The 23795-nt window shown below is 67.9% G+C and carries 18 protein-coding genes and 1 pseudogene; 5 read left to right on the plus strand and 14 right to left on the minus strand.

Annotation, left to right across the window (positions count from 1 at the left end):
* Positions 1-25: 25 nt before the first annotated feature.
* From K3U96_RS19220 to K3U96_RS19230, 3 genes are read right to left on the minus strand one after another with little or no spacing between them, the layout of a single operon-like run.
* Positions 26-523 (minus strand): DUF6912 family protein, encoded by a 498-nt coding sequence (locus tag K3U96_RS19220; protein WP_372514927.1) that lies wholly within the window; start codon positions 521-523, stop codon positions 26-28.
* 9 nt (positions 524-532) lie between these two features.
* A complete protein-coding gene (locus tag K3U96_RS19225) occupies positions 533-2269 on the minus strand; it encodes a BCCT family transporter (protein WP_220690766.1) in 1737 nt (578 codons plus the stop codon).
* Between the two features lie 60 nt (positions 2270-2329).
* Complete coding sequence (locus tag K3U96_RS19230) at positions 2330-3739, minus strand: WS/DGAT/MGAT family O-acyltransferase (RefSeq protein ID WP_069404408.1); 1410 nt, start codon at positions 3737-3739, stop codon at positions 2330-2332.
* Positions 3740-3956: 217 nt separating this feature from the next.
* Between K3U96_RS19230 and K3U96_RS19235 the strand changes: the two genes are divergently transcribed.
* Both K3U96_RS19235 and K3U96_RS19240 read left to right on the plus strand, forming a co-directional pair.
* A complete protein-coding gene (locus K3U96_RS19235; RefSeq protein ID WP_220690767.1) occupies positions 3957-4472 on the plus strand; it encodes an Rv3235 family protein in 516 nt (171 codons plus the stop codon).
* A 19-nt stretch (positions 4473-4491) separates the two neighbouring features.
* Entirely contained in the window at positions 4492-5001 is a 510-nt protein-coding gene (locus K3U96_RS19240) for an SRPBCC family protein (protein ID WP_220690768.1), read from the plus strand.
* Here the strand turns inward: K3U96_RS19240 and secA are convergent.
* From secA to K3U96_RS19275, 7 genes and pseudogenes are all read right to left on the minus strand, one after another.
* Positions 4998-7838 (minus strand): preprotein translocase subunit SecA, encoded by a 2841-nt coding sequence (gene secA, locus K3U96_RS19245; protein ID WP_220690769.1) that lies wholly within the window; start codon positions 7836-7838, stop codon positions 4998-5000. The two genes, K3U96_RS19240 and secA, sit on opposite strands and share 4 nt — an antisense overlap.
* A 99-nt stretch (positions 7839-7937) precedes the next feature.
* Positions 7938-8600, minus strand: coding sequence for a ribosome hibernation-promoting factor, HPF/YfiA family (hpf, locus tag K3U96_RS19250; RefSeq protein ID WP_069404459.1), 663 nt, complete (start codon positions 8598-8600; stop codon positions 7938-7940).
* A 299-nt stretch (positions 8601-8899) separates the two neighbouring features.
* Positions 8900-9528, minus strand: a pseudogene (locus K3U96_RS19255) (ComF family protein).
* Between the two features lie 49 nt (positions 9529-9577).
* Entirely contained in the window at positions 9578-11335 is a 1758-nt protein-coding gene (gene lpqB, locus K3U96_RS19260; protein ID WP_220690770.1) for an MtrAB system accessory lipoprotein LpqB, read from the minus strand.
* Positions 11332-12999, minus strand: coding sequence for an MtrAB system histidine kinase MtrB (mtrB, locus tag K3U96_RS19265; protein WP_220693594.1), 1668 nt, complete (start codon positions 12997-12999; stop codon positions 11332-11334). Before mtrB ends, lpqB begins: the two co-directional genes overlap by 4 nt.
* A 72-nt stretch (positions 13000-13071) precedes the next feature.
* On the minus strand, positions 13072-13758 hold the full coding sequence (gene mtrA, locus K3U96_RS19270; protein WP_069407393.1) for a two-component system response regulator MtrA: 687 nt from the start codon (positions 13756-13758) through the stop codon (positions 13072-13074).
* Between the two features lie 69 nt (positions 13759-13827).
* Complete coding sequence (locus K3U96_RS19275) at positions 13828-14460, minus strand: dTMP kinase (RefSeq protein ID WP_220690771.1); 633 nt, start codon at positions 14458-14460, stop codon at positions 13828-13830.
* A 103-nt stretch (positions 14461-14563) separates the two neighbouring features.
* Here K3U96_RS19275 and K3U96_RS19280 point away from each other — a divergent pair, with 103 nt between their 5' ends.
* Both K3U96_RS19280 and K3U96_RS19285 read left to right on the plus strand, forming a co-directional pair.
* Positions 14564-15259, plus strand: coding sequence for a DUF899 domain-containing protein (locus K3U96_RS19280; RefSeq protein WP_220690772.1), 696 nt, complete (start codon positions 14564-14566; stop codon positions 15257-15259).
* A 198-nt stretch (positions 15260-15457) separates the two neighbouring features.
* Positions 15458-16837 carry an HNH endonuclease signature motif containing protein gene (locus K3U96_RS19285; RefSeq protein ID WP_220690773.1) on the plus strand — a complete coding sequence of 460 codons (1380 nt, stop codon included), beginning with the start codon at positions 15458-15460 and terminating at the stop codon, positions 16835-16837.
* 71 nt (positions 16838-16908) lie between these two features.
* On the opposite strand, the gene K3U96_RS19290 is transcribed toward K3U96_RS19285, so the two are convergent.
* Positions 16909-19707 (minus strand): aconitate hydratase, encoded by a 2799-nt coding sequence (locus K3U96_RS19290; protein WP_220690774.1) that lies wholly within the window; start codon positions 19705-19707, stop codon positions 16909-16911.
* A gap of 72 nt (positions 19708-19779) precedes the next feature.
* Positions 19780-21066, minus strand: a complete 1287-nt coding sequence (locus tag K3U96_RS19295) for an amidohydrolase (protein WP_220690775.1) — start codon at positions 21064-21066, stop codon at positions 19780-19782.
* A gap of 22 nt (positions 21067-21088) precedes the next feature.
* On the opposite strand from K3U96_RS19295, the gene K3U96_RS19300 reads away from it, so the two are divergent.
* Positions 21089-21715 carry a trimeric intracellular cation channel family protein gene (locus K3U96_RS19300; RefSeq protein ID WP_220690776.1) on the plus strand — a complete coding sequence of 209 codons (627 nt, stop codon included), beginning with the start codon at positions 21089-21091 and terminating at the stop codon, positions 21713-21715.
* Positions 21716-21851: 136 nt separating this feature from the next.
* Here the strand turns inward: K3U96_RS19300 and K3U96_RS19305 are convergent, their stop codons facing one another.
* Positions 21852-22463, minus strand: coding sequence for a DedA family protein (locus K3U96_RS19305; RefSeq protein WP_069407386.1), 612 nt, complete (start codon positions 22461-22463; stop codon positions 21852-21854).
* A 168-nt stretch (positions 22464-22631) separates the two neighbouring features.
* Entirely contained in the window at positions 22632-23786 is a 1155-nt protein-coding gene (locus tag K3U96_RS19310) for an alpha/beta hydrolase family protein (protein WP_220693595.1), read from the minus strand.
* Between the last annotated feature and the right edge of the window lie 9 nt (positions 23787-23795).

The following is a 23795-nucleotide window of genomic DNA, read 5'->3' on the forward strand; positions in this document are numbered from 1 at the left end:
AAGCTCGGCCTCGACAGCCAAGGCGCTAGAGCAGTTCGAGCAGGAACGGCAGCTCCTGGGGCGCGTACCAGGCCAGATCGTGGTCCTGGGCGTCACCGACGACGAAGTCGGCGTCTTCGTCACCGAGGTCGGCGGCGTCGACGGCCTCGATCGCGGCCCGCACGTCGGGCTCCGCCTCGGCGTTGTCGACGTAGGCGGCGACCACGTCGGTCAACGCGACCGGGCCGGCCAGCCGCACCACCGCGTCGTCGAGGTCGGGCCGGGCCGTCGCGTCGTCGACCTCGGCGACCAGCACGGCACGCCGGGGTGGAAGATCAGCGGCGTTCTCGTCGCCGAGGAGCCGCAGCGACGCCAACGCTGCCTCACGCATCGCCACCTCGGCCAGTTCGTCGTCATCGCCCTGCGAGTAAGACTCCCGCAGCGTGGGCGTCACCGCGAACGCCGTTCCGCTGCGCGCGTGCAGCGTCTGCTCGGCGACGAGTTGCTGCAACATGGCGAGGGTCGCCGGAACGTAGACACGCACCTGGTGAGGTTATCCCGAGTCGGCCGAGGGATCCTTTTCCACCGAGATGACGAAGTCGTCGCCGTGCTGGGTGACGCCGGTGATCACGGCGTCGTTGACCGCCTCCATGGCGTAGCGGCGCCGCACCATCATCGGGTCCTTGCGCAGATCCTTGACCAGCGCGACTGCCAACCCGACCATCACGACCACGAACGGCACCGCGGCGATGATCGTGATCGATTGCAGACCGTTGAGCGCGTCGGCCCCGCCGACCAGCAGCATGACCGCGGCCACCGCGCCCGTCGCGACACCCCAGAAGATGACGGTGGGCCGGGTCGGCTTGATCGTGCCGCGTTCGGACAGCGAACCCATCACGACCGAGGCGGCGTCGGCCCCGGACACGAAGAAGATCGCCACCAACACCATCACCAGGATGCTGGCGACCGTCGCCAGCGGGAACTGCTCGAGGGTGCTGAACAACTGTGCCTCGAGGCTGCCTTCCCCGGCCAGGTCGACACCGGACTGCTGCTGGTTGATCGCGGCGCCGCCCAACACGCAGAACCACACCAGCGACACCACGCTCGGCACGAACAGCACCCCGGCGACGAACTGCCGGATGGTGCGACCCCGCGAAATCCGCGCGATGAACATGCCGACGAACGGCGTCCAGGAGATCCACCACGCCCAGTAGAAGACCGTCCACGACTGCAGCCAGGTGTCCACCGCGGCGCCCTCGGCCCCGGTCCGCGCCGACATCATCGCCAGGTCCTGCAGATAGCTGCCGACCGAGGTGGGCACCAGGTTCAAGATGAACACCGTCGGGCCGACGACGAACAGAAACACCGCGAGGATCAGCGCCAGCACCATGTTGATGTTCGACAGCCACTGGATGCCCTTGGCCACCCCCGACACCGCCGACAACACGAACGCGCACGTCAGAATCGCGATGATGACGATGAGCACCGCGTTGCCGATCGCGCCGATTCCGGTGACGATCTGCAGCCCGCTGCGGATCTGCAGGGCGCCCAGCCCGAGCGAGGCAGCCGATCCGAACAGCGTCGCGAAGATGGCCAGCATGTCGATCAACTTGCCCCAACCACCGTTGGCGCGGGATCCCAGCAGCGGTTCGAACGCCGCGCTGATGAGCTGCAGCCGGCCCTTGCGATAGACGCCGTAGGCGATCGACAGGCCGACAACGGCATAGATCGCCCACGGGTGCAGGGTCCAGTGAAACAGCGTGGTGGCCATCGCGTTCTGGACGGCCTCGGGGTTGCCTTCCGGGCCGGTGCCCGGCGGCGGCGACACGAAGTGCGACAGGGGTTCGCTGACGCCGAAGAACATCAGGCCGATGCCCATACCGGCGGAGAACATCATCGCGATCCACGACACCGTGCGAAATTCCGGCTCTTCGTCGTCGCGGCCCAGCGGGATGTTGCCGTATCGACTGACCGCCAGCCACAACACGAACAGCACGAAGCCCGAGGCCGTGAGCACGAACAGCCAGCCGGTGTTGTTCATCACCCAGCCCAGGGCACTGTCGGAGGCGGTGGCCAACGAATCGGTGTTGAGAAAGCCCCAGAGCAAAAAGCTGACCGCGATGACGGCGGTGACGCCGAAGACGACCCAGTCGATGCCCTGTGAGCGGCTGTAGGCCGCTCCTTCGACGGGCACGTCGAGCACCGGGTGCGGAACCACTTCGGCCGTCGGCGACCTCAAGGGCTCGCCGGCGGGCTCAGCGGGTTTGCTTCGCTCTGAACTTGTAGTCATCGGCGATCCATTCGACCCCGTCGCGGCGGCGAAATCAAATGTCCTGGTGACAGAGGTTGTTTACTGCGCGGCTTCCCGCAGTTCTTCGAGGGCCTCAGAAATCAGTGACGGCAGCACGCCGACGTCGGTCATCGCGTCCCGATCGGCGTTGATCCCGTAGTAGACCATGCCGTTGTAGGACGTCACCCCGATGGCCAGCACCTGGTTGTGCAGCAACGGCGGCACCGCGTAGGTCTCGAGGAGTTTGGCCCCCGCGATGTACATCTGGTTCTGCGCGCCGGGCACGTTGGTGATCAGCAGGTTGAACTGACGCGCCGAGAAACTGGTCGCCACCCGGGTTCCCATGGCGTGCAACGTCGGTGGGGCGAACCCAGACAGCGTGACGATGGTTCTGGCATCGACGAGGCTGGCCGCGGTCGGATGCGACTCGGTGGCGTGCGCGATCTGCGACAGCCGTATCACCGCGTTGCCCTCCCCCACCGGAAGATCCACCAGGAACGGCGACACCTCGCTGATCGCCTGCCCGGGGTGGCCGGTGTCCAGGTCGGCGTCGGGATACACCGACATCGGCGCCATGGCCCGCATCGTCGTCGACGTGGTCACCGGTTCGCCGCGCGACATCAACCAGTTGCGCAACGCGCCCGCCACCACCGCGAGCACCACGTCGTTGACGTCACAGTCGTAGCGGGCCCGCACCAGCCGGTAGTCCTCCAGCCGGCCGCTGGCCACGGTGATGCGCCGGTTACGCGACACCGTGGTGTTCAGCGGGCTGCTGGGCGCGTTACCGCGCGCGACGGTGCGCGCGACGTCGGCGAACCGGCGGCCCACCTCGACCCACTGGCCGGCGTTGGTGGCGGCCCCGGCCACCGCCGAGCGCACCGCGCCGAGCTGCTCGGCGGGCCGGGTGACCCACTCGCCCACCGCGCCCAGCAGCAGTTGGCGGTCGCTGGGCTCACGGGCCGGAATCCAGATGTCCTCACCGAACCGCGGCGGCTTCTGGGTGCGGTCGGCGATGACGTGACCGATCTCCAGCGCCGTCATCCCGTTCACCAACGCCTGATGCGACTTGGTGTAGAGCGCGATGCGGTTCTTGGCCAGGCCCTCGATAAGGTACATCTCCCACAGCGGCCGGGACTTGTCCAGCGGCCGGGACCCGAGCCGGGCGATGAGCTCATGCAGTTGGGCGTCGCTGCCCGGCGACGGCAGCGCCGAGCGCCGGATGTGGTAGGTGATGTCGAACTCGCGGTCGTCGACCCACACCGGCCGGGCCAACCCCAGCGTCACCTCACGCACCTTCTGGCGGTACCGCGGGATCTGCGGCAGTCGCTGCTCGACGGTGCCGAGCAGCGTCTCGTAGCTCAACCCGTTGCGCGGCCTGCGCAGAATAGCCAGCGACCCGACATACATCGGGGTCGAACTGTTCTCCAGTTGGAAGAAGGCCGCGTCGGACGCCGACAACCTTGTCACCATCGCGACGCGGCTCCTCCCTCTGATGTCAGTGCGGCAACCCGCGACGCAGCGAATGTGCCTTGCCGCGACGAGTATCGGATTTCCGCAACGTTATCCGGCCGTCCTGCCATGTCGCATCACTGGTGCATAGAGCCGTCTGGGAAGCGTGCGATCATGAACGAGTCTGCAACTCTCCGGCAGATGTGCCCCGTCACGTCGACTGCTGGAGAGCCCGAAGATGACCACCGTCCACAAACCATCCGTCGCCGCCGCTGCGCTGGTTTCTCCCGTCATCGACTACGAGCCATCGCCGGGCGGGCAGGCCGCGTGCCCGCCGCCGACGCATCAAGCGCTGCGCCGCCACACCCCGCGACGCCGGGCCGCGCCAACCGCCACGGCCGCATGCGAATCCGCCCCGCCCCGAGCCGCCGTCGTCTTCGCCGACGCGGCGCTGCGCCGGGTGCTCGAGATCATCGACCGGCGCCGACCCGTCGCTCAACTGCGCCCGATCCTCGCGCCGGAACTGACCGACATCGTGGTCGCGATGACCAGGTCGTCACACACCGGCCGCCATGGCGGGCGGACCGCCGCATGCCTGCAGCGGATCCGGCTGCGCATGGTCGACGACGGTTCGGGCGACCCGGCCGCCGAGGTGTTCGGCACCTACACCCGCGGGCGGCGGGTGCGCGCCCTGGCCGCGCGCATCGCCTCGAGGGATGACCGATGGCGCATAGTCGCCATCCAGATCGGCTGAGCCCGATAGTGTTTTACAAGTGCAGGGAAACGTTGTGAGCGTGCAACGGGTCATCCGGGCGCCGGCGGCCGCCATCTTCGCGTTGCTCGCCGACGCCGGTAGGCATTCGAGCTTCGACGGTTCGGGCACCGTCGACCGCTTGGCCCCGGGAGGACCGCCCACCCGAACGGCCGGGGGAATGTCCCAGCCGTTGTCGCTGGGCTCGAGGTTCGGCATGTCGATGCGCGGCCGTCCCGAGTCCCTGTTCCTCCCGTACCGCACGACCAATACCGTCATCGAGTTCGAACCCGACCGCCGCATCGCGTGGAAAACCACCATCGGGCCCGGCGGGCTGTTCGGCGGACGGATCTGGCGCTACGAGCTCGAGCCCGCCGACAGCGGGACCGCCGGCGGCACGCTGGTGCGTGAAAGCTGGGACGTCTCCGAGGATCGGCAACGGCTGATGCTCAAGCTCGGTTCGATGCCAAAACAGGCCGAGGACGGGATGCGCGCCACGCTGGAACGCATCGCCGCCCTCGTGGAGCCCTAACGCCTGCGCGCGGCCTTGCTCGCGCGGGCCTGCTGACGCGCGGCCTCGCGGCGCTCACGCCGAGATCCACCGCCCGCCGCGTGGCGCCCGCCGCCACCGCCGCCACCGCCGGAACGCTGCACCTGCGCGGAGCCGTCCTCCGACGGTCCGGTGTAGGTCAGCGGCGGTGAATCGTTGTCGATTCCCTTGGCGTGCAACGGAGCCGGTGCGGGACGTTCTTTGGTGGCGACGGCGCCCTCCTCGGTGGCCTTGGCCGCGGCGGCCGCGGCGAACTCGGCCAGCCCGCTCGGCGCGGCGACGGGTGCGACCGTCGGCGCCGCCGGAGCCGCTTCCACCTGAACGTTGAACAAGAAGCCGACCGACTCCTCCTTGAGGCCCTCGAGCATCCCGACGAACATGTCGTAGCCCTCGCGCTGGTACTCGACCAGCGGGTCGCGCTGCGCCATCGCCCGCAGCCCGATGCCCTCCTTGAGGTAGTCCATCTCGTATAGGTGTTCGCGCCACTTGCGGTCCAACACGTTGAGCAGCACGTTGCGCTCGAGTTGGCGCATCGCGCCCTCACCGGCGAGCTCCTCGAGCTGCTTCTCGCGTTCGGCGTAGGCGCGCTCGGCGTCGGCGATCAACGCATCCAGTAGTTCCTCGCGGGTCAGCTCGCCGGGCTCACCGATGGCGTCGGAGTCCAGCAGGTCGTGGTGGTCGATGCCCACCGGGTAGAGCTGACGCAACGCCGTCCACAGCTGCTCGAGATCCCAGTCCTCCGAATAGCCTTCGGCGGTCGCGCCGTCGACGTAGGCGGTGATGACGTCGACGAGCATCTTGTGCGCCTGTTCGGCGAGGTTCTCCCCCTCCAGGATCCGGCGGCGCTCGTCGTAGATGACGACGCGCTGCTGGTTCATCACCTCGTCGTATTTGAGGACGTTCTTGCGGACCTCGAAGTTCTGCTCCTCGACCTGGGTCTGCGCGCTCTTGATCGCGCGGGTGACCATCTTCGCCTCGATCGGCACGTCGTCGGGCAGGTTCAGCCGGGTCAGCAGGCTCTCCAGCGTCGCGCCGTTGAACCGCCGCATCAGTTCGTCGCCGAGCGACAGGTAGAACCGCGATTCGCCCGGGTCACCCTGGCGGCCGGACCGGCCACGCAGCTGGTTGTCGATGCGACGCGACTCGTGGCGTTCGGTGCCCAGCACATACAGGCCGCCTGAGGCGATGACGTCCTCGGCCTCCTGTGCGCATTCGGCCTTGACCTCGGGCAGCATCTCGTGCCAGGCCTTCTCGTAATCCTCCGGCGTCTCCACCGGATCCAGGCCGCGTTCCCGCAGCCGTTTGTCGGTGAGGAAGTCGGGGTTACCGCCGAGCACGATGTCGGTGCCGCGGCCCGCCATGTTCGTCGCGACGGTGACCGCGCCGAGCCGGCCGGCTTCGGCGATGATCGACGCCTCCTGCTCGTGGTACTTGGCGTTGAGCACGTTGTGCGGGATGCGGCGCTTCTGGAACTGCCGCGACAGGTATTCGGAGCGCTCGACGCTGGTGGTGCCGATCAGGACCGGCTGCCCCTTCTCGTAGCGTTCGGCGACGTCGTCGACCACCGCGATGTACTTGGCCTCTTCGGTCTTGTAGATCAGATCGGACCGGTCGGCGCGGACCATCGGCTTGTTGGTCGGAATGCTGACCACACCGAGCTTGTAGATCTCGTGCAGCTCGGCGGCCTCGGTCTGGGCGGTACCGGTCATGCCGGAGAGCTTCTCGTAAAGCCGGAAATAGTTCTGCAGCGTGATGGTGGCCAGCGTCTGGTTCTCGGCCTTGATCTCGACGTGCTCCTTGGCCTCGATGGCCTGGTGCATGCCCTCGTTGTAGCGGCGGCCGGTGAGCACGCGGCCGGTGAACTCGTCGACGATCACCACCTCGCCGTCACGGACGATGTAGTCCTTGTCGCGCTGGAACAGCTCCTTGGCCTTGATCGCGTTGTTGAGGTAGCTCACCAGCGGCGAGTTTGCGGCCTCGTAGAGGTTGTCGATGCCGAGCTGGTCTTCGACGAACTCCACGCCCAGTTCGTGCACGCCGACGGTGCGCTTGCGGATGTCGACCTCGTAGTGCACGTCCTTTTCCATCAGCGGAGCCAGCCGGGCGAACTCGGTGTACCAGTTCGAGGCGCCGTCGGCGGGGCCGGAGATGATCAGCGGGGTGCGGGCCTCGTCGATGAGGATCGAGTCGACCTCGTCGACGATGGCGAAGTTGTGACCGCGCTGCACGAGGTCGGCCAGCGAGTGCGCCATGTTGTCGCGCAGATAGTCGAAGCCGAACTCGTTGTTGGTGCCGTAGGTGATGTCGGCCGCGTAGGCCACCCGGCGCTCGTCGGGGGTCAGCCCCGACAGGATGACGCCGACGTTGAGCCCGAGGAACCGGTGCACCCGCCCCATCCACTCGGCGTCACGCTTGGCGAGGTAGTCGTTGACGGTGACGATGTGCACGCCGTTGCCGCCCAGCGCGTTGAGGTAGGCGGGCAGCACCGCGGTCAGCGTCTTACCCTCACCGGTCTTCATCTCGGCGACGTTGCCGAAGTGCAGCGCAGCGCCGCCCATCACCTGCACGTCGAAGTGGCGCTGACCGAGCACGCGCCAGGATGCCTCACGCGCCACGGCGAACGCCTCGGGCAGCAGATCGTCGAGGCTGGCCGGGGTCTTGGGGTCGGCTACCCGCTTCCTGAACTCGTCGGTCTTGGCCCGTAGTTCGGCGTCGGAAAGCGCCGTGACGTCGTCGGACAGGGTGTTGACAAAGTCAGCCACCCCCTTGAGGCGTTTGACCATGCGGCCTTCGCCGAGACGCAGCAACTTATCCAGCACGCGGTATCCCCTGTTGGTCGGAGTTTTTAGCCCCACCCATGGTAGGGGACATGCGGTCGGCGCCGCCCGAACAGCTCCGGGCCAGGCGAAATCCCCGGGTCAGGCCAGCCGGATCAACCCGTAGTCGTACGCGTGGCGCCGGTACACGACGCACGGCCGGTCGCTTTCCTTGTCGTGGAACAGGAAGAAGTCGTGGCCGACGAGTTCCATTTGCGACAGCGCGTCATCGACGGTCATCGGCGTGGCCGGATGCTCTTTGATCCGCACGATGCGGCCGGGTTCGTACCCGTCGGCGGCGCCGTCGGCCTGCGCGGCATCGGCAGGTTGCGACAGCGGGGGCAGCGGGTGCGCCGCGGTGGCCTCGGCGAGCGAGAGCGGCGTCTTGTCGCCGTAGTGGATCTTGCGTCGGTCGTTGGCGCGGCGAAGCCGTTCTTCGAGCTTGTCCACCGCGGCTTCCATCGCGGCGTAGAAGCTCTCCGCGCACGCCTCGGCACGCACGACCGGGCCGCGACCGCGCGCGGTGATCTCGATGTGTTGACAGTTCTTGCGCTGGCGTCGGTTGGGCTCGTGGTCGAGTTCGACGTCGAACAGGTAGATGGTGCGGTCGAGTCGTTCTAGGCGACACAGCTTTTCTGAGACGTATACGCGGAAGTGGTCCGGAATCTCGACATTGCGCCCCTTGATGACGACTTCGGCGCGCGGTTCGGGCTTCTCGGACTCGACGATCATCGGTTGTGCTGAATCGACGGATTGGGTTGACATGCTAGGCAACTCGTTTCTGTTCACGTCCGCACGCGGCTGCGTGCCCGGGTTGTCTGGATTCGCGCCGACGTGGCTTTGCATGTCTCGCCGCTCGCCGGTGCAAGGTGTCGTCTACTCACCTCCTACCGCTGATGGCGATGTTGGCGCCTCGTGCTGGGCGCCGCCGTGAGCTTTCACGGGTGGTTGATGCCGACGGTAGCCGTGTTGACCCGGAAGTGCCACCAAATTGGTCCACGTGTTCGCAGTTCGTCACATTCCTTTGATTTCGCAGAAATTGGCCGCCGCGTCACCGGGTGCGATCAGGCGTTGGCGATGGCGAGAACCGCCGCCACGCGGGCCCCGCCCGCGTGCAGGACGCGGACCGATTCGCATGCGGTGGCGCCGGTGGTGACGATGTCGTCGACGAGCACCACCGCCCCCGCGACGGCCCGCAGGACCTTGACGCGACCCGCGATGTTGCGTTCGCGGTCCGCGCTGGACAGCCCGACGGAGTCGACGACGAAGGCCCGGGTCCGCAGCGCCGAGGTGCGGTGACGCCGGGTAGCTGCGCCGACGCGGCTCTGGCCATCCGGGTGACCGGGTCCCCGCCGCGCCGTCGGGCGGCCCAGCGTCGGGTCGGCGCGGGCACCACGGTCACCGGGGCATCGACGGCACCCCAGGTGAGCAGCCGCACCAAACCCGTTCGCAGCGCCGCGGCGAGCGGTGCGACGAGGTCGGCGCGGCCGTGTTCTTTGACCGCGACGATGGCTTCCCGGCGCGCGCCGGCATAGCGGCCCAGTGAGAACACCGGAACGCCGGGGTCGAGCCGCGGAGTGATCACGTGCGGCTGGTCGGTTCTGACCTGCAGTGCGCTCGCACAGGCGGCACACCACCGCGTCGACGGCGCACCGCAGCCGCCGCACTGCAGCGGCAGCATCAAGTCGAGCATGTCAGGCAGTCTCGCCGCCGGCGGTGACATCCCGGCGGGAGCGGCGGTGTCAGCCCGGCAACACCGGCTCGGCGCCCGGCACCATCAGGGGTCGCACGTCGGCCCACGCCAGATTGTCTTCACCGGCGGTACCCGAGAGCTGGTGCACTCCGCGCGCGTCGGCGACGTAGACCGTCGACGGGCTGGCGGCCACCGTCGTGACCGGCATGACCAGGTTCTCGCCCGGCCCGTCGGAATTCACGCCGTCGAGGTTGACGTAGGAAACCGGATGCTGCGGATCGGTGCGGCTGACGACGATGTCGTCGCCGGTGCGCCACGACAGCGAAACCACCGTCTCGCCGAGCCCGAAACCCAGTCGTCGCGGATACGTCAGCGCGTATCCGCCGCCGGTGGTCTGCTCGACGCCGGCCAGGATCACCCGGCCCTCGATCACCAACGCCGCGCGGGTGCCGTCGCGGGACAGCTGCAGTTCGGCGATCACGCCGGGGAACTTCGTCGACACCTGGGTGGAGTCCACCGGGATCCGCGCCGGCTGCCCCGAGGCGTCCTGGATGACGCGGATGATCGTGTTGCCGTCGACCACCACCCAGATCGCGCTGTCGAGCGACCAGCTGGGCCGTGTCAGGCTCCGGCCGTCCAGCAGCTGCGAGGCCGCGCCGCCGAGCGGGCCGACCCACAACGACGACGCCATATCCGGTGCGCCGGGGCGCAGCGTGACGATCGAGGCGACGTCCTGCCCGGTGCGCGACACCGCCGCCCCGGTCTGGTTGGGCATCTGCCCGAACGGCCCCGTCACCCGCGAGGTCCGCTGACCGTCGAGGGCCACCAGCGATCCGCCCACCAACGCATGAAGACCCGCCGCCGCCCCCGACGCCGCGCCCGGATCGGTGGCCGCCACGTCCGAGGTCTCCCAGCCTTCGGCGAACCGGTCGTCCAACGCGGCGCCGTCGGCGTTGATCACGTACGGGCCGTTGATGCCTGCGCGCGACAGCGTCCAAATGATCTGCGCGGCAAGCAACTGCCTGCTGTGCGGGTCGGTGGTCGACAGGTTCTCCAGGTCGACGCGCGCACCGCCGTATCCGCGCCCGACGCCGGTCTTGCCGCCGTCGGCGCGGGTCACCGGGCCGCGCAGCTTCAGCGGGGGCCCGAGCAGATTGCGCACCGTGTTGGCCATCTCCGGGCGCGGTCCGGCGATCAGCTTGCTGACCAGCTCGGTGGCCAACTGGTCGGCATCGGACACCGCGACATAACGCGGGTCGGGCACGACGGTGCTGCCCGTCGGGTCGGCGAAGTACAACGTGTAACGCTTGTAGGTGGCCTGAAACTGTTGCCAGTCCAGGAAAACCCCGTTGGGCAGCTTGTCGATGCGCCAGCCGTCGGCGGTTTTGACCAACTCGATGGGGCCGGGGTCGGGCAGCGCGCCCTCGCCGGTCTCGAAGACGCCCATGTCCGACAGCGAACCGAGGATGTCGGCGCGCATGGTCACCGACACCCGCTCGGGGCCACGGGTCTCGACGAACACCACGTTGTCGATCAGCAGCGCGCTGCCCGCGTCATCCCAACCGCGCGAAGCGGATTCGGTGAGGAACTGACGAGCGGCCAGATGCCGGTTGGCGGGATCGGCGGTCGCCTTGAGGAACTCGCGCAGCAGCACGTCGGGGTCCATGCCGGGGGTCGGCTTGGGCAGGCTCGGCGGCGCGGGCCGGTCCACGGTGCCGATCGCTTGCGGCGCCGACGAACTGGGCACCCCGGCACATCCCGTCAACACCAACACCAGCAGCCATACGGCTGCGAGCACCCGCCTCACACCTTCTCCTGCGCCGCTTGACGGTCCCGGGTGCTGGGCGGGGGGCTTTCGGGCGCAAGGGGTTTCATCGGCAGCGGGCTGGTGGTCACCTTGTGGCCACGCACCAACGGGAGCGTGAGCCGAAAGCATGCGCCCTGCCCCGGCTCGCCCCAGGCTTCCAGCCGACCCTGGTGCAGCCTGGCGTCCTCGATGCTGATCGCCAGCCCCAGACCGGTTCCGCCGGAACGTCGTACCCGTGAGGGGTCTGACCGCCAGAACCGGCTGAACACCAGCTTCTCCTCACCCGGCCGCAACCCCACACCGAAATCGCGGACGGTGACCGCGACGGTGTCCTCGTCGGCGGCCATCCTGATCCGCACCGGTCTGTGCTCGGCGTGGTCGATCGCGTTGGCGATCAGGTTGCGCAGGATGCGTTCGACCCGCCGGGGGTCGACTTCGGCGATGACCTCCTCGGTCGGCATGTCGACGATCAGCTCGATGCCGGCGTCGGCGGCCAGGTGTCCGACGTTGTCCAGCGCGCTTTGCACCGTCGAGCGCAAATCCACTGACTCGACTGACAGTTCGGCCACACCGGCATCGTGACGCGAAATCTCCAGCAGGTCGTTGAGCAGGGTTTCGAAGCGGTCCAACTCGCTGACCATCAACTCGGTGGAGCGCCGCAACGCGGGGTCGAGATCATCAGCCGAATCGTGAATGTGGTCGTGGATGAGGTCGGCGGCCATGCGCACCGTCGTCAGCGGGGTGCGCAGCTCGTGGCTCACGTCGGAGGTGAACCGTCGCTGCAGGTTGCCGAACTCCTCGAGCTGGGTGATCTGGCGGGAGAGGCTTTCGGCCATGTCGTTGAACGAAACGGCGAGCCGGGCCATGTCGTCTTCGCCGCGCACCGGCATCCGCTCGGTGAGATGGCCCTCGGCGAACCGTTCGGCGATCCGGGACGCCGACCGCACCGGAAGCACGATCTGGCGGGCCACCAGCAGGGCGATGGCGGCCAGCAACCCCAACAGGACGACGCCCCCGGTGGCCATCGTGCCGCGCACCAGCGCGATGGTGGACTCCTCGTTGTTCAACGGAAAGATCAGGTACAGCTCGAGGTTGGCCACCGGCGACGAGGTCGGGGTGCCGATGATGAGCGCGGGTCCGGAGAACGCGTCGGTGTGCACGGTGGCGTACTGGTAGCTGACCTGCCCGGCCTTGACGAACTCGCGCAGCGCGTTGGGCACCTGCTGCACCGGTCCGGCCGCGGTGGCCGCGCGCGGTCCGTCGCCGGGCACCACGAGCACGGCGTCGAAGGCGCCCGCGAGCCCGGGCCCGGCGTCGGCGGTGCGGTCGATCAGCGTGTTGCGGGCCAACTGCAGGCTGCTGTCCAGCGAGCGGGTTTCCTCGCCACCGACGATGCCGCTGACCGTGCTGCGGGCGCGGTCGATCTCCTCGGTGCCCGCGCGCACCTTGACTTCCAGGATCCGGTCGGTGATCTGGCTGGTCAGTACGAAACCCAGCACCAGGATGACCGCGAGCGACAACCCGAGCGTCAGGGTCACCACGCGCAGCTGCAACGAACGGCGCCACGCCTGGCCCAGGGCGCGGCCCAGCGCACCCAGCCCACGAACCAGTGGTGCGGACGGCCCCCAGCGTCCGCGTATGCGTCGCCTGGAGCTAAAGATCACGGCCACCGCCGTCGGTTAGGGCTCATGGCGACCGCCGAGCGGTGAGATTACGGCCACCGCCGGGCGGTGCGATCACGGTGGGCCGGCCTTGTACCCCACTCCTCGAACGGTCAACACCACTTGCGGGTTCTCCGGGTCCTTTTCGACCTTGGCCCGCAAGCGCTGGACATGCACGTTCACCAAACGGGTGTCGGCGGGGTGGCGGTATCCCCACACCTGTTCGAGCAGCACATCACGAGTAAACACCTGCCGTGGTTTGCGCGCCAACGCCACCAACAGGTCGAACTCCAGCGGGGTCAGGGAGATCTGCTCGCCCAGCCGGGTGACCTTGTGCGCGGGCACGTCGATGTCCACGTCGCCGATCGAGAGCATCTCGGCGGGTTCGTCCTCGTTGCGGCGCAGCCGGGCGCGTACCCGCGCGACGAGTTCCTTGGGTTTGAAGGGCTTCATCACGTAGTCGTCAGCGCCCGACTCCAGGCCGAGCACCACGTCGACGGTGTCGGTCTTGGCCGTCAGCATCACGATCGGCACACCCGAGTCCGCGCGCAGCACGCGACACACGTCGATGCCGTTCATGCCGGGCAGCATCAGGTCGAGCAACACCAGATCGGGCCGTAGTTCGCGCACGGCGGTCAGCGCCTGCGTGCCGTCACCGATGACCGCGGTGTCGAAGCCCTCGCCGCGCAGCACGATGGTGAGCATCTCCGCAAGCGACGGATCGTCGTCGACAACCAGAATCCTTTGCCTCATGGTGTCCATGGTGTCACCAATTCGCGACAAAGCCCGGGTACCACGCGGGCGTTTTGCGCGTTGACCGGTCTGAAGCGGCTACCGGGCGAGCAGAGTGCGGGCCAAGGCGCCCGGTTCGACGTCGGGCCCGGCGACCAGCCATCGTCCGCACCAGTCCGCCTCGGCGAGCCCGGCGTAGGCCTGCGCGGTGCGGCGCTGCAGCCCGTCGTCGCGCTCGTAGGCGTCCTTGGCGCGGTCGGCCTCCTGCCGGGCCCGGTTCTCCGCACGCTCGGCGGCCAGCTCGGTCGGCACCGCGAGCAGCACCTGCCAGTCCGGGGTCGGCAGGTCGAGCCGGCCGTACTCGAGTTCGCGCACCCAGGCGACGACGTCACCGTCGACGCCCTGATGCAGCCGCGCGGCGCTGTAGGCGGCGTTGGACGCGACGTAGCGGTCCAGGATCACCACGTCGTGCGTGGCCGTCAGCTCGGCGATCTCGGTGCGCGCGCCCGCCCGGTCGAGGGCGAACAACACGGCCATCGCATAGACCGACGCGGCGAGATCGCCGTGGCCGCCGCGCAGCGCTTCGGCGGCCAGGTCGGCTTCCACCGATCTCCCGTAGCGGGGAAAATCGAGGCTGGCGACCGTTTTGCCGGCACCTTCGAACGCGGCGCGCAGGCCGTTGGTCAAGGTGCGCTTACCCGCACCGTCGACACCCTCGATCACGATGAGCACGCGGCGAGCGTAACGGCCGGCCGCCGAACTGTGCGGCCGATGAGTTCCGTCGCCACCGAAGGTCTGCCCCATTGACCCCCGTTCAGACAGGGAGAAGGACACGATGACTGAAACCTTCCGGCATGCGGTCGGGACGCGCGAACAGTGGCGCGCCGCCTACGAGCGGCAGCTGGCCAAGGAAAAGGAACTGACCCGGCGGAGCGCCGAGCTGGCCGCCGAGCGCCAGGCACTGCCCTGGGTGCGGGTCGACAAGCCGTACGTGTTCGACACGACGGCGGGTCAGCGCACGCTGGCCGAGCTGTTCGACGGCCGCTCGCAGCTGATCGTGCGGCACTTCATGCACGGGCCGAAGACGCCGGAAGGATGCCCGGGCTGCACCTTCGAAACCGACAATCTGGTCGGCGCGGTGCCGCACCTGGCACACCGCGATGTCACGTTTCTGCTGTCGTCGCGCTCACCGCTGCCGGTTCTGACCGCGTACAAACAGCGGATGGGGTGGGACATCGAGTGGGTGTCGTCGGGCGGCAGCGACTTCGACGCCGACTTCTTCGAGTACATGTACGTCCCGACGCCACGCCGGGACCCGGGCCCGGGCGGCGGCACCATGCTCGACGTCATGGAGCTGATGGCGCTGAGCTGTTTCGCGCTGGATGACGGCGTCGTCTATCACACGTATTCGACCTGCGACCGCGGCACCGAAGCGCTCAACGCGACGTGGCAGCTGCTGGACCGGGCACCCAGGGGCCGCGGCACCGACTTCTCCGACTGGCCGCGCAAACGCGACGAGTATCCGGGGTAGCAAGCGCGCCGGTCCGGCTTATCCACAACGGCGAATTCGTCCACAGATTTGTCGGTGGTCGGCGGATGATGCGGCCGTACGGGCCTGCGCACGTGTGTGAAATACCGTGTGGTGCAGGCTGATTGGTGCTCTTGTTCCGAATCGACCCGGTGAGACCCGGGGGGCGGCGGTGTCGGTGTCGGTGGTGATGATGACCTCATGTCGGTGACCGCTTCTGCTGCTGAGGGTGTCGAGTTCTCGCCTGCGCGGCGGTTGGATGGGTTGTTTGATGAGTTGGGCGAGTTGATGGGTCAACGCAACGTCATCGATGCCCGGATGGTGGAAATCATCGCCGAGATCGATCACGACCAGTTGTGGGGGGCAACCGGGGCGCGCTCGATCCCGGCGCTGGTGGCCTGGAAGACCGGGGCCTCGCTGCGAAACGCCCACGCGATCGCCGCGGCGGCCCACCGGTTCACGGAGTTTCCGATCTGCGCCGACAGCATGCGCCAAGGACGGGTGTCGCTGGATCAGTTCGCGGTGATCGCCGAGCACGCCGGCGCGGGCTCAGATGCCCACTATGCCCAGCTGATCGAAAACGCCACCGTCAGCCAGCTGCGCACCGCGATCAAACTCGAACCCCGCCCCCAACCCGACCCCCAACCCGACATTGACCCCGACATTGAGGCTGATACCGAGGGCGAGGCTGGTGGCGAGGGCGAGGGTGAGTCCGGGATCGCTCCCGATGCGGTGGCTGAGCCGGCGCTGGATTTCGATTGCGATTCCGAGGTCTCAGGGTCGGTGCTCAAGTCCAGCAACGCCGATGGGTCCACCACCTGGAAGGTCACGCTGCCCCCGATCGAGGCGGCCCAGTTCGAGGCCGCACTGAGCTCACAGCGCGAAGCATTGATGATCGCCTGGAAACGCGATCACCACAGCCAGGGCCACACGACGCTGACCGCGCCGCCGCTGCCCACCACCACCGACGCCTTCATGCACCTGATCCAGACCGGCTGGGACGCCCAAGCCGCGCGGCGCCCGCACGGGACCCACACCACCGTGGTGGTGCACCTCGACGTCAACGACCACATCGCCGGGCTGCACCTGGGCCCCATCCTCAGCGACGCCGACCGGCGCTACCTGCTCTGCGACGCCACCGCCGAAGTGTGGTGGGAACGCGACGGCCAACCCATCGGCGCTGGACGCAGCACCCGCCACATCAGCCGCCGGCTGCGCCGCGCACTGGAGCACCGCGACCGCACCTGCGTGGTACCCGGCTGCGGGGCCACCCGCGCCCTGCACGCCCACCACATCGTGCATTGGGAAGACGGCGGCCCCACCGACCTAGACAACCTGGTGTTGGTCTGCCCCTACCACCACCGACTGCACCACCGCCGCGCCATCACCATCACCGGACCCGCCCACAACCTCATCATCACCGACCACGCCGGGCGCCGCCTGACCCCCCGATCACTAGCCCACCCACCCACACAACCCCCACCCACCACCGCCCCCTACCGCGGACCCACCGGCGAAACCGCCCAATGGTGGTGGTACCAGCCCTACCAACCCCCACCACAACCCCCGCCCAACAACTAACCCCACCCGGCAGGCGAAACTATCGGCCGCGGACGGGTAAAGCGTTGCGTCGCAGTCTGTCCGGAGGGTTCCTAGTCCGCCTCGCTGTTGAGCAGCCGCCGCAGCACGTACTGCATGATCCCGCCGTGGCGGTAGTAGTCCGCCTCACCCGGGGTGTCGATGCGCAGGACCGCGTCGAATTCGACGTCGCCGGCGCGCACACGCACGGTCTCTGGAATCGCATCGGCCAACGCGGTGACCCCGGTGATGTCGAACGTCTCCTCACCGGTCAGCTGCAGCGAGTCGGCGTTCTGACCCGCCGGAAACTGCAACGGAAGCACGCCCATCCCAATGAGATTCGAGCGGTGGATGCGCTCGTAGGATTCGGCGATCACCGCCCGCACGCCCAGCAGCAACGTGCCCTTGGCGGCCCAGTCGCGTGACGATCCGGAGCCATACTCCTTGCCCGCGAGCACCACCAGCGGCGTGCCGACGGCCGCATAGTTCACCGACGCGTCGTAGATCGTGGTGACCGGCCCGTCCGGTTGAGTGAAATCGCGGGTCCAACCGCCTTCGGTGTCGGGGGCCAGTTGGTTCCGTAACCGGATGTTGGCGAACGTGCCCCGGATCATCACCTCGTGGTTGCCGCGCCGCGACCCGTAGGAGTTGAAGCTCTTGCGTTCGATTCCGTGCTCCGACAGGTATTTTCCGGCAGGTGAATCGGGGCTGATCGCCCCGGCCGGGCTGATGTGGTCGGTGGTGACCGAATCGCCGAGCTTGGCGAGCACCCGCGCGCCGGTGATGTCGGCAACCGGTCGCGGCTCGACGGTCATGTCCTCGAAGTACGGTGGCTGGCGCACGTACGTCGAATCCGGGGCCCACTGGAAGGTGTCGCCGCTGGGGACATCGAGGTTGCGCCACCGGTCATCGCCGGTGAACACATCACTGTAGGACGTCGTGAACATCTCGGCCTCCAAATGTGCGCCGACCACATCGGCGATCTCGGCTTCGGTGGGCCAGATGTCGCGCAGGTAGACCGGTTTCCCGTCGCTTCCGGTGCCCAGCGGGTCTTGTAACAGATCCACGTGCAGGCTGCCCGCCAACGCGTAGGCGACCACCAACGGCGGCGAGGCGAGGAAGTTCATCTTGCACTCGGGATGAATGCGGCCCTCGAAGTTGCGGTTGCCCGACAGTACCGAGCACACCGTCAAGTCGTTGTCGGTGACCGCCTTGCTCACCTCGGGGATCAGCGGCCCGGAGTTGCCGATGCAGGTGGTGCAGCCGTAGCCGACCAGGTTGAAGCCCAGTTTGTCCAGATATGCTGTCAGACCGGCCTTTTCGTAATAGTCGGTGACGATGCGTGAACCGGGCGCCAACGACGTCTTGACCCAGGGTTTGCGGCTCAGCCCCCGTTCGACGGCCTTCTTGGCCAGCAGCGCAGCACCCACCATCACCGACGGGTTGGACGTGTTGGTGCAGGACGTGATCGCCGCGATCACCACGTGTCCGTTGTCCACCTCGGCGCGGCCACCGTCGGCGAGCTCCACCGCCACCGGCGTGGACGGCCATTCGTTATCGGTGCCGAAATCACGCGGCTTGCGCGGCTTGTCGCCGGGGCTGTCGAAATCCACCGCGATCGGGTCGCTGGCCGGGAAGGACAGCGCCGAGGCCTTGTCGAGCCCGCTGAGCGCTTCGGCAGTGGTCGGCGCGCCGGCCAGCAGCGAGGCCACCGCGTCCGGCGCGACCCGCAGCGGAATCCGGTCCTGCGGTCGCTTGGGGCCGGCGATCGACGGCTCGACCGAACTGAGGTCCAGTTCGATCGCCTGTGAGTACACCGGCTCATGGTCGGGGTCGTGCCACAGGCCCTGCTCTTTGGCGTACGCCTCGACCAGCCGGATCTGCGATTCCGGGCGGCCGGTCAGCCTCAGGTAGTCCAGCGTGACGCCATCGATGGGGAAGATCGTGGCCGTCGAGCCGTACTCCGGGCTCATGTTGCCGATCGTGGCGCGGTTGGCCAGCGGCACGTTGGCGACGCCCGGCCCGTAGAGGTCCACGAACTTGCCGACCACACCGGTCCTGCGGAGCAACTCGGCGACGGTGAGCACCAGATCGGTGGCGGTGGTGCCGGGTTGCAGCTCCCCGGTGAGCTTCAGGCCGACGACCTGCGGGATGAGCATGCTCATCGGCTGGCCCAGCATCGCCGCCTCGGCCTCGATGCCACCCACACCCCAGCCGAGCACCCCGAGGCCGTTCACCATCGGCGTGTGAGAGTCGGTGCCCACCAGCGTATCCGGGTAGGCGAGCGGACCATCGGGGCCGTCGCCGGTGAACACCACGCGGGCCAGATACTCCAGGTTCACCTGGTGGCAGATCCCGGTGTTGGGCGGTACCACGGCGAAGTCGGCGAAAGCCTGCTGCGCCCAGCGCAGTAGTTGGTAGCGCTCGGAGTTTCGCTCGAACTCCAGCTCGGCGTTGATCTGGAACGCATCGGGCCTGCCGAACACGTCGGCGATCACGGAGTGGTCGATGACGAGCTCCGTCGGGCACAGCGGGTTGATGCGTTGCGTGTCGCCACCGAGGTCGGCGATGGCGTCGCGCATGGCGACCAGGTCGACGACACACGGCACCCCGGTGAAGTCCTGCATCAACACCCGCGCCGGTGTATAGGCGATTTCGCGACCGTGCTCGGCGGCCGGGTCCCACGCGGCCAGTGCGCTGATCTGCTCGCCGGTGACCATCCGGCCGTCCTCGTTGCGCAGGAGGTTCTCCAGCAGCACCTTCAGGCTGTAGGGCAGACGTTCTGCGCCCTCGATGCGGTCGAGTCGATAGATCGTGTACGTCTTGTCATCGACGGTGAGTTGGTCGCGTGTTCCGAAGCTGTCTGAAGACATGGCGCTCCCTACCAAAGACGGTGTTTGACCCCAACGTATCCCCTACAGTCGGGTTGCAGCACCTATCGGCGACTATGGCACCGGTTTTCCTGAGGCCGGGGTCAGCCAGGCCGTCGCCGCGACGACGAGCGCCTTGGTGCCGGTGTCCAGCGTGGGCTGGATGACCGGAGCGAATGTCGACGAGTGGTTGACCGGGATGTCCTGGTCGACGCGGCCGCGCTCGGCCGCCTGCCGGTAGGTCGCGGGATCGATGCCGCCGATACCCCAGTAGGTGTAGGGCGCGCCGAGTGCGACCGGGATTTCGCTGAAGTCCTCGCTGGCGCTCTGTTGCGGCATCTGTCGGCACTGCTCCCCGAAATATGCTGCGAACGCTTCGCTTACGCGTGCGGTGGTCTCGTCGTCGTTCTGCGTCAACGGAAACCGGTCGAACATTTCGAACTCGGGATCCTTCGGCGAATCGGACGCCTGGCATTCGGCGACGACGATGCGTCGGATCGCGCCCAGCACCGCGGTACGGGTGTGCTCGCTGTAGGTGCGGATATTCAGTTGCAGTACGGCCCGATCTGGGATCACGTTGCTCTTGGCGCCGGCCTGGATGCTGCCGACGGTGAGCACCGCCGATTCACCAGGTGCGACTTCTCGGGCGACAACGGTCTGCAGCCGAACGACGATCATCGCGGCCAGCACCACCGGGTCGACCGCGGCCTGCGGCATCGAGCCGTGCGCGCCGCGGCCGTACACCGTGACGCGCATGCTGTCGGCCGCCGACAACACCGCACCGGCGCGGACGCCGACGTGTCCTGCCGGTGCGGGCAAGACGTGTTGCGCCAGTGCGACATCCACTTTCGGAAGCAGCTCCACCAGACCGTCGTCGACCATGGCGCGGGCCCCGTCGGAAGTTTCCTCTGCCGGCTGAAACAGGGCAACGACGGTGCCGCTCCAGTGCCCGCGCCCCTCGGCGAGCAACCGCGCCGCACCGAGCAGCGCCACGACGTGCACGTCGTGTCCGCAGGCGTGCATCACCGGAACGTCGTTTCCGTCAGCATCGGTTGCCCGCACGGTGCTGGCGTACTCGAGGCCGGTGGCTTCTTGCACGGGAAGCGCATCCATATCTGCGCGGAGCAACACGGTGGGTCCCGGCCCGTTGGCCAGCACGCCGACCACCCCCGTACCCCCGACGCCGTCGTGAGTTTCGTAACCCAAGCCGCGTAGCCGGTCAGCGACCTTGCGGGCGGTCTCGACCTCTTGGCGCGAGAGCTCGGGATGGCGGTGCAGGTCGCGGTAGAACTCCTCCTGCTCATCGCGGATTTTCGGTAGTTCAGCCAACAGAGTGTCTGCGACTGTCTGGGACGCGGCCATGACCTCGGGTATACACCTTGGAATGTCGACTGAAACGCCGCTTCTGCTGGCGCTCGACCTCATCGGTACGTTCGCGTTCGGTCTCAACGGCGCACTGACCGCCCTGCGCGCTACGCGCCTCGACATTTTCGGGGTCGTCACCGTCGGCATGCTCACCGGTCTGGGCGGTGGCGTCATCCGCGATGTGCTGCTCGACGCGCTTCCGCCCGCCACTTTCGTGGACTGGCGCTATCTGGCGGTGGCGGCCGCGGGTGGTGCGATCGCGTTCGTGCTGAGCCCAGCGCTCGAGCGGTTCACCATGCCTATCACCGTCGCCGATGCCGTCGGGTTGAGTGTGTTCGCGGTACTGGCCTCCTACAAGGCCCTCGGTCTCGGATTCGGCGTCTTGCAGGCGATCATCGTCGGCACCATCACCGCCGTCGGCGGCGGAACGATCCGCGACATGTCGATCGGACAGGTACCGGTTGTTTTCCGCAGCGAGCTGTACGCGATTCCGGCGATGATCGGCGCGGGGTGCGCGGCGCTCGTCTACAGCCTGGACTACCAGAACATCGCTGCGACGCTGGGCGCCGCGGCGGTCTGCTTTGTGATCAGGATGATCGGTGTCCGGTTCAACCTCGACGCCCCGCATCCGCCCTGGCAGCGTTGATGGATGGCGGTCGCAGGGGGCATCGCAGCGAAGCAGGTCGTGTCCGTAGTCGCCCCTAAGCGCAACTTGCGGTCGCTATTTGCCACGTAATGCGTTGGCATGTCGGATATCTCGTCGTCGCGCTGGTGCATGCCAGCTACCGCTGCCGGCTTCGCGAAACCTCGGTTCGTCTGCGAAACCACCGGATCAACTCGATCACCCCCGCCAGCGCCAAGGCCACCCCGAAGGACACCGCGAACGCCGCGAGCGTGTTGTCGGCGAATGCGCGCCCACCCAGGTAGCCGATCAGCGTGTTGACGGTGGCCCACAGCGCGGCGCCGACCGCGTCGAAGACCAGGAACTGACGGTACGGAAAGCGCAGCACCCCGCAGGCGATCGTCGTCGCGGTGCGCCCACCGGGAATGAAACGAGCCGCGATCAGCAGCGGCCCGCCGTGCCGGGTCAACTCGCGCTCGGCCCACTCCAACCCGCGCCTGCCCCGCGCGCCGCGGGTGATCCACCGGCGGGCCCAGTCCTCGGCGGAACGGCCGATCCAGTACGCGAGGTTGTCCCCGAGAAATGCGCCGAGGCCGGCCATCACGATGACCCCGGCCAGGGCCATGCGGCCGTCGGCCGCGAGGATGCCGCCGGTCAGCAGCGCGGTCTCGCTGGGCAGCGCGGGAACCACGGCGTCGAACGTGCAGAAGAGCAGGATCAGCGGATACGCCCACCACGCGTCGCCCAGCACGTCGAGCACCGAATCGAACATCGTGGCCGTTTCTCGTCGATAACACCCGCACAATCACAACGGAACCATCTTTACCCGCATCTGCGAAAGGTAAGCAGCTCAGCCGTTCTACGCTGCGCAACAGGACGTTACACGACGACCGCGCAGAACCATCGGGTCGCTGAACCGGCTGCGGCACAGCGCATCTGATTACCCGAACGCGGCTTTGAGAAACGGCGTCGAATCCGGCAGTGATGCCAGCACGGTGCCGCTGTGATCCTGGTCCGGATAGACCCGCAATTCGACGTTCTGGTGGTTGGCCACCAGTTGGTCGTAGAACGTCAACGTCGACTGGGGCGGCACATCGCGGTCCAACAACCCCACGCCGAGGAAGATCGGCCGGTCATAGCCGCGGTCCGGTGTGCCCAGGTAGGCGTCGAGCGCCTCGGACACGCCGGGCAGCGAGTCCAGCGGCGCGCTGAAGAACTTCGCCGGGGTCATGCCGGTCAACTCGCCGTCCAGTTGCGGTTTGCACAGCGTCGCGGCCTTGGCGACCGCGTCGAGCCCCGCCGGTGTGAGCACCGAGTCGATGTCGATGTCGGGACGCGCTTCGCGGAAGGCCGCCAGGATGTAGGCGGTGTAGCTGCTGGCGGCCGGACCCAGGTCTGCGGGCAGTTGCATATCGGGCCCGGCCAGCTTGGCCACGCGTTCGATGTTGGCCGGGGTCCCGGTGGCCACCACCCCGCGGTAGTCCAGTCCGCGGCCGGCGCTGAACTCGGTGGCCCACCGTGCGCTGTTGACCGCGGCCCCGCCGCCCTGGGATTGGCCGACGAGGGCCCACTTCGGGGACAGCGGCAGGTCCATCTGGCGCATGGCGATCACCGAATCGATCACGGCCTGGGCGGTGGGCACGCTGTTGAGGTAACTCATCAACCCAGGTGTGCCCAGCCCGACGTAGTCGGGGGCGACCACCGCATAACCCTGGTCGAGCCAGTGCGTCAGATAGTCGTCGTCGCGTTCGGAGCGCGGCCGCGCAGACGGTGTGCAGTCATCACCCAACCCCACCGTGCCGTGCGCCCACGCGATCAACGGCCATCCGCCCTGCGGCGGCGCACCATGCGGAACGAACACCGCAGCGGTGCCGACCGCGGGGTCACCGTGCTGGTTGACCGTCGAGTACAGGATTCGATAAGCGTTCGCCGAACCCCGAACGGACAGCGCAGGGTTCAGCGGAACGGACCGAATCAACGTGCCGGCCACCGGGATTGGCCCGTCGTAGTGGCGGGCATCAAGACCGGACCAGTCCGGTACCGCCGCGGCTGCAGACGGAACCGGCGCGGTCAGCAGCGCGATGGCGAAGAACAGTGCGGTAAG

It is taken from the genome of Mycolicibacterium holsaticum DSM 44478 = JCM 12374 (assembly GCF_019645835.1).
Taxonomy (GTDB): Bacteria; Actinomycetota; Actinomycetes; order Mycobacteriales; family Mycobacteriaceae; genus Mycobacterium; species Mycobacterium holsaticum.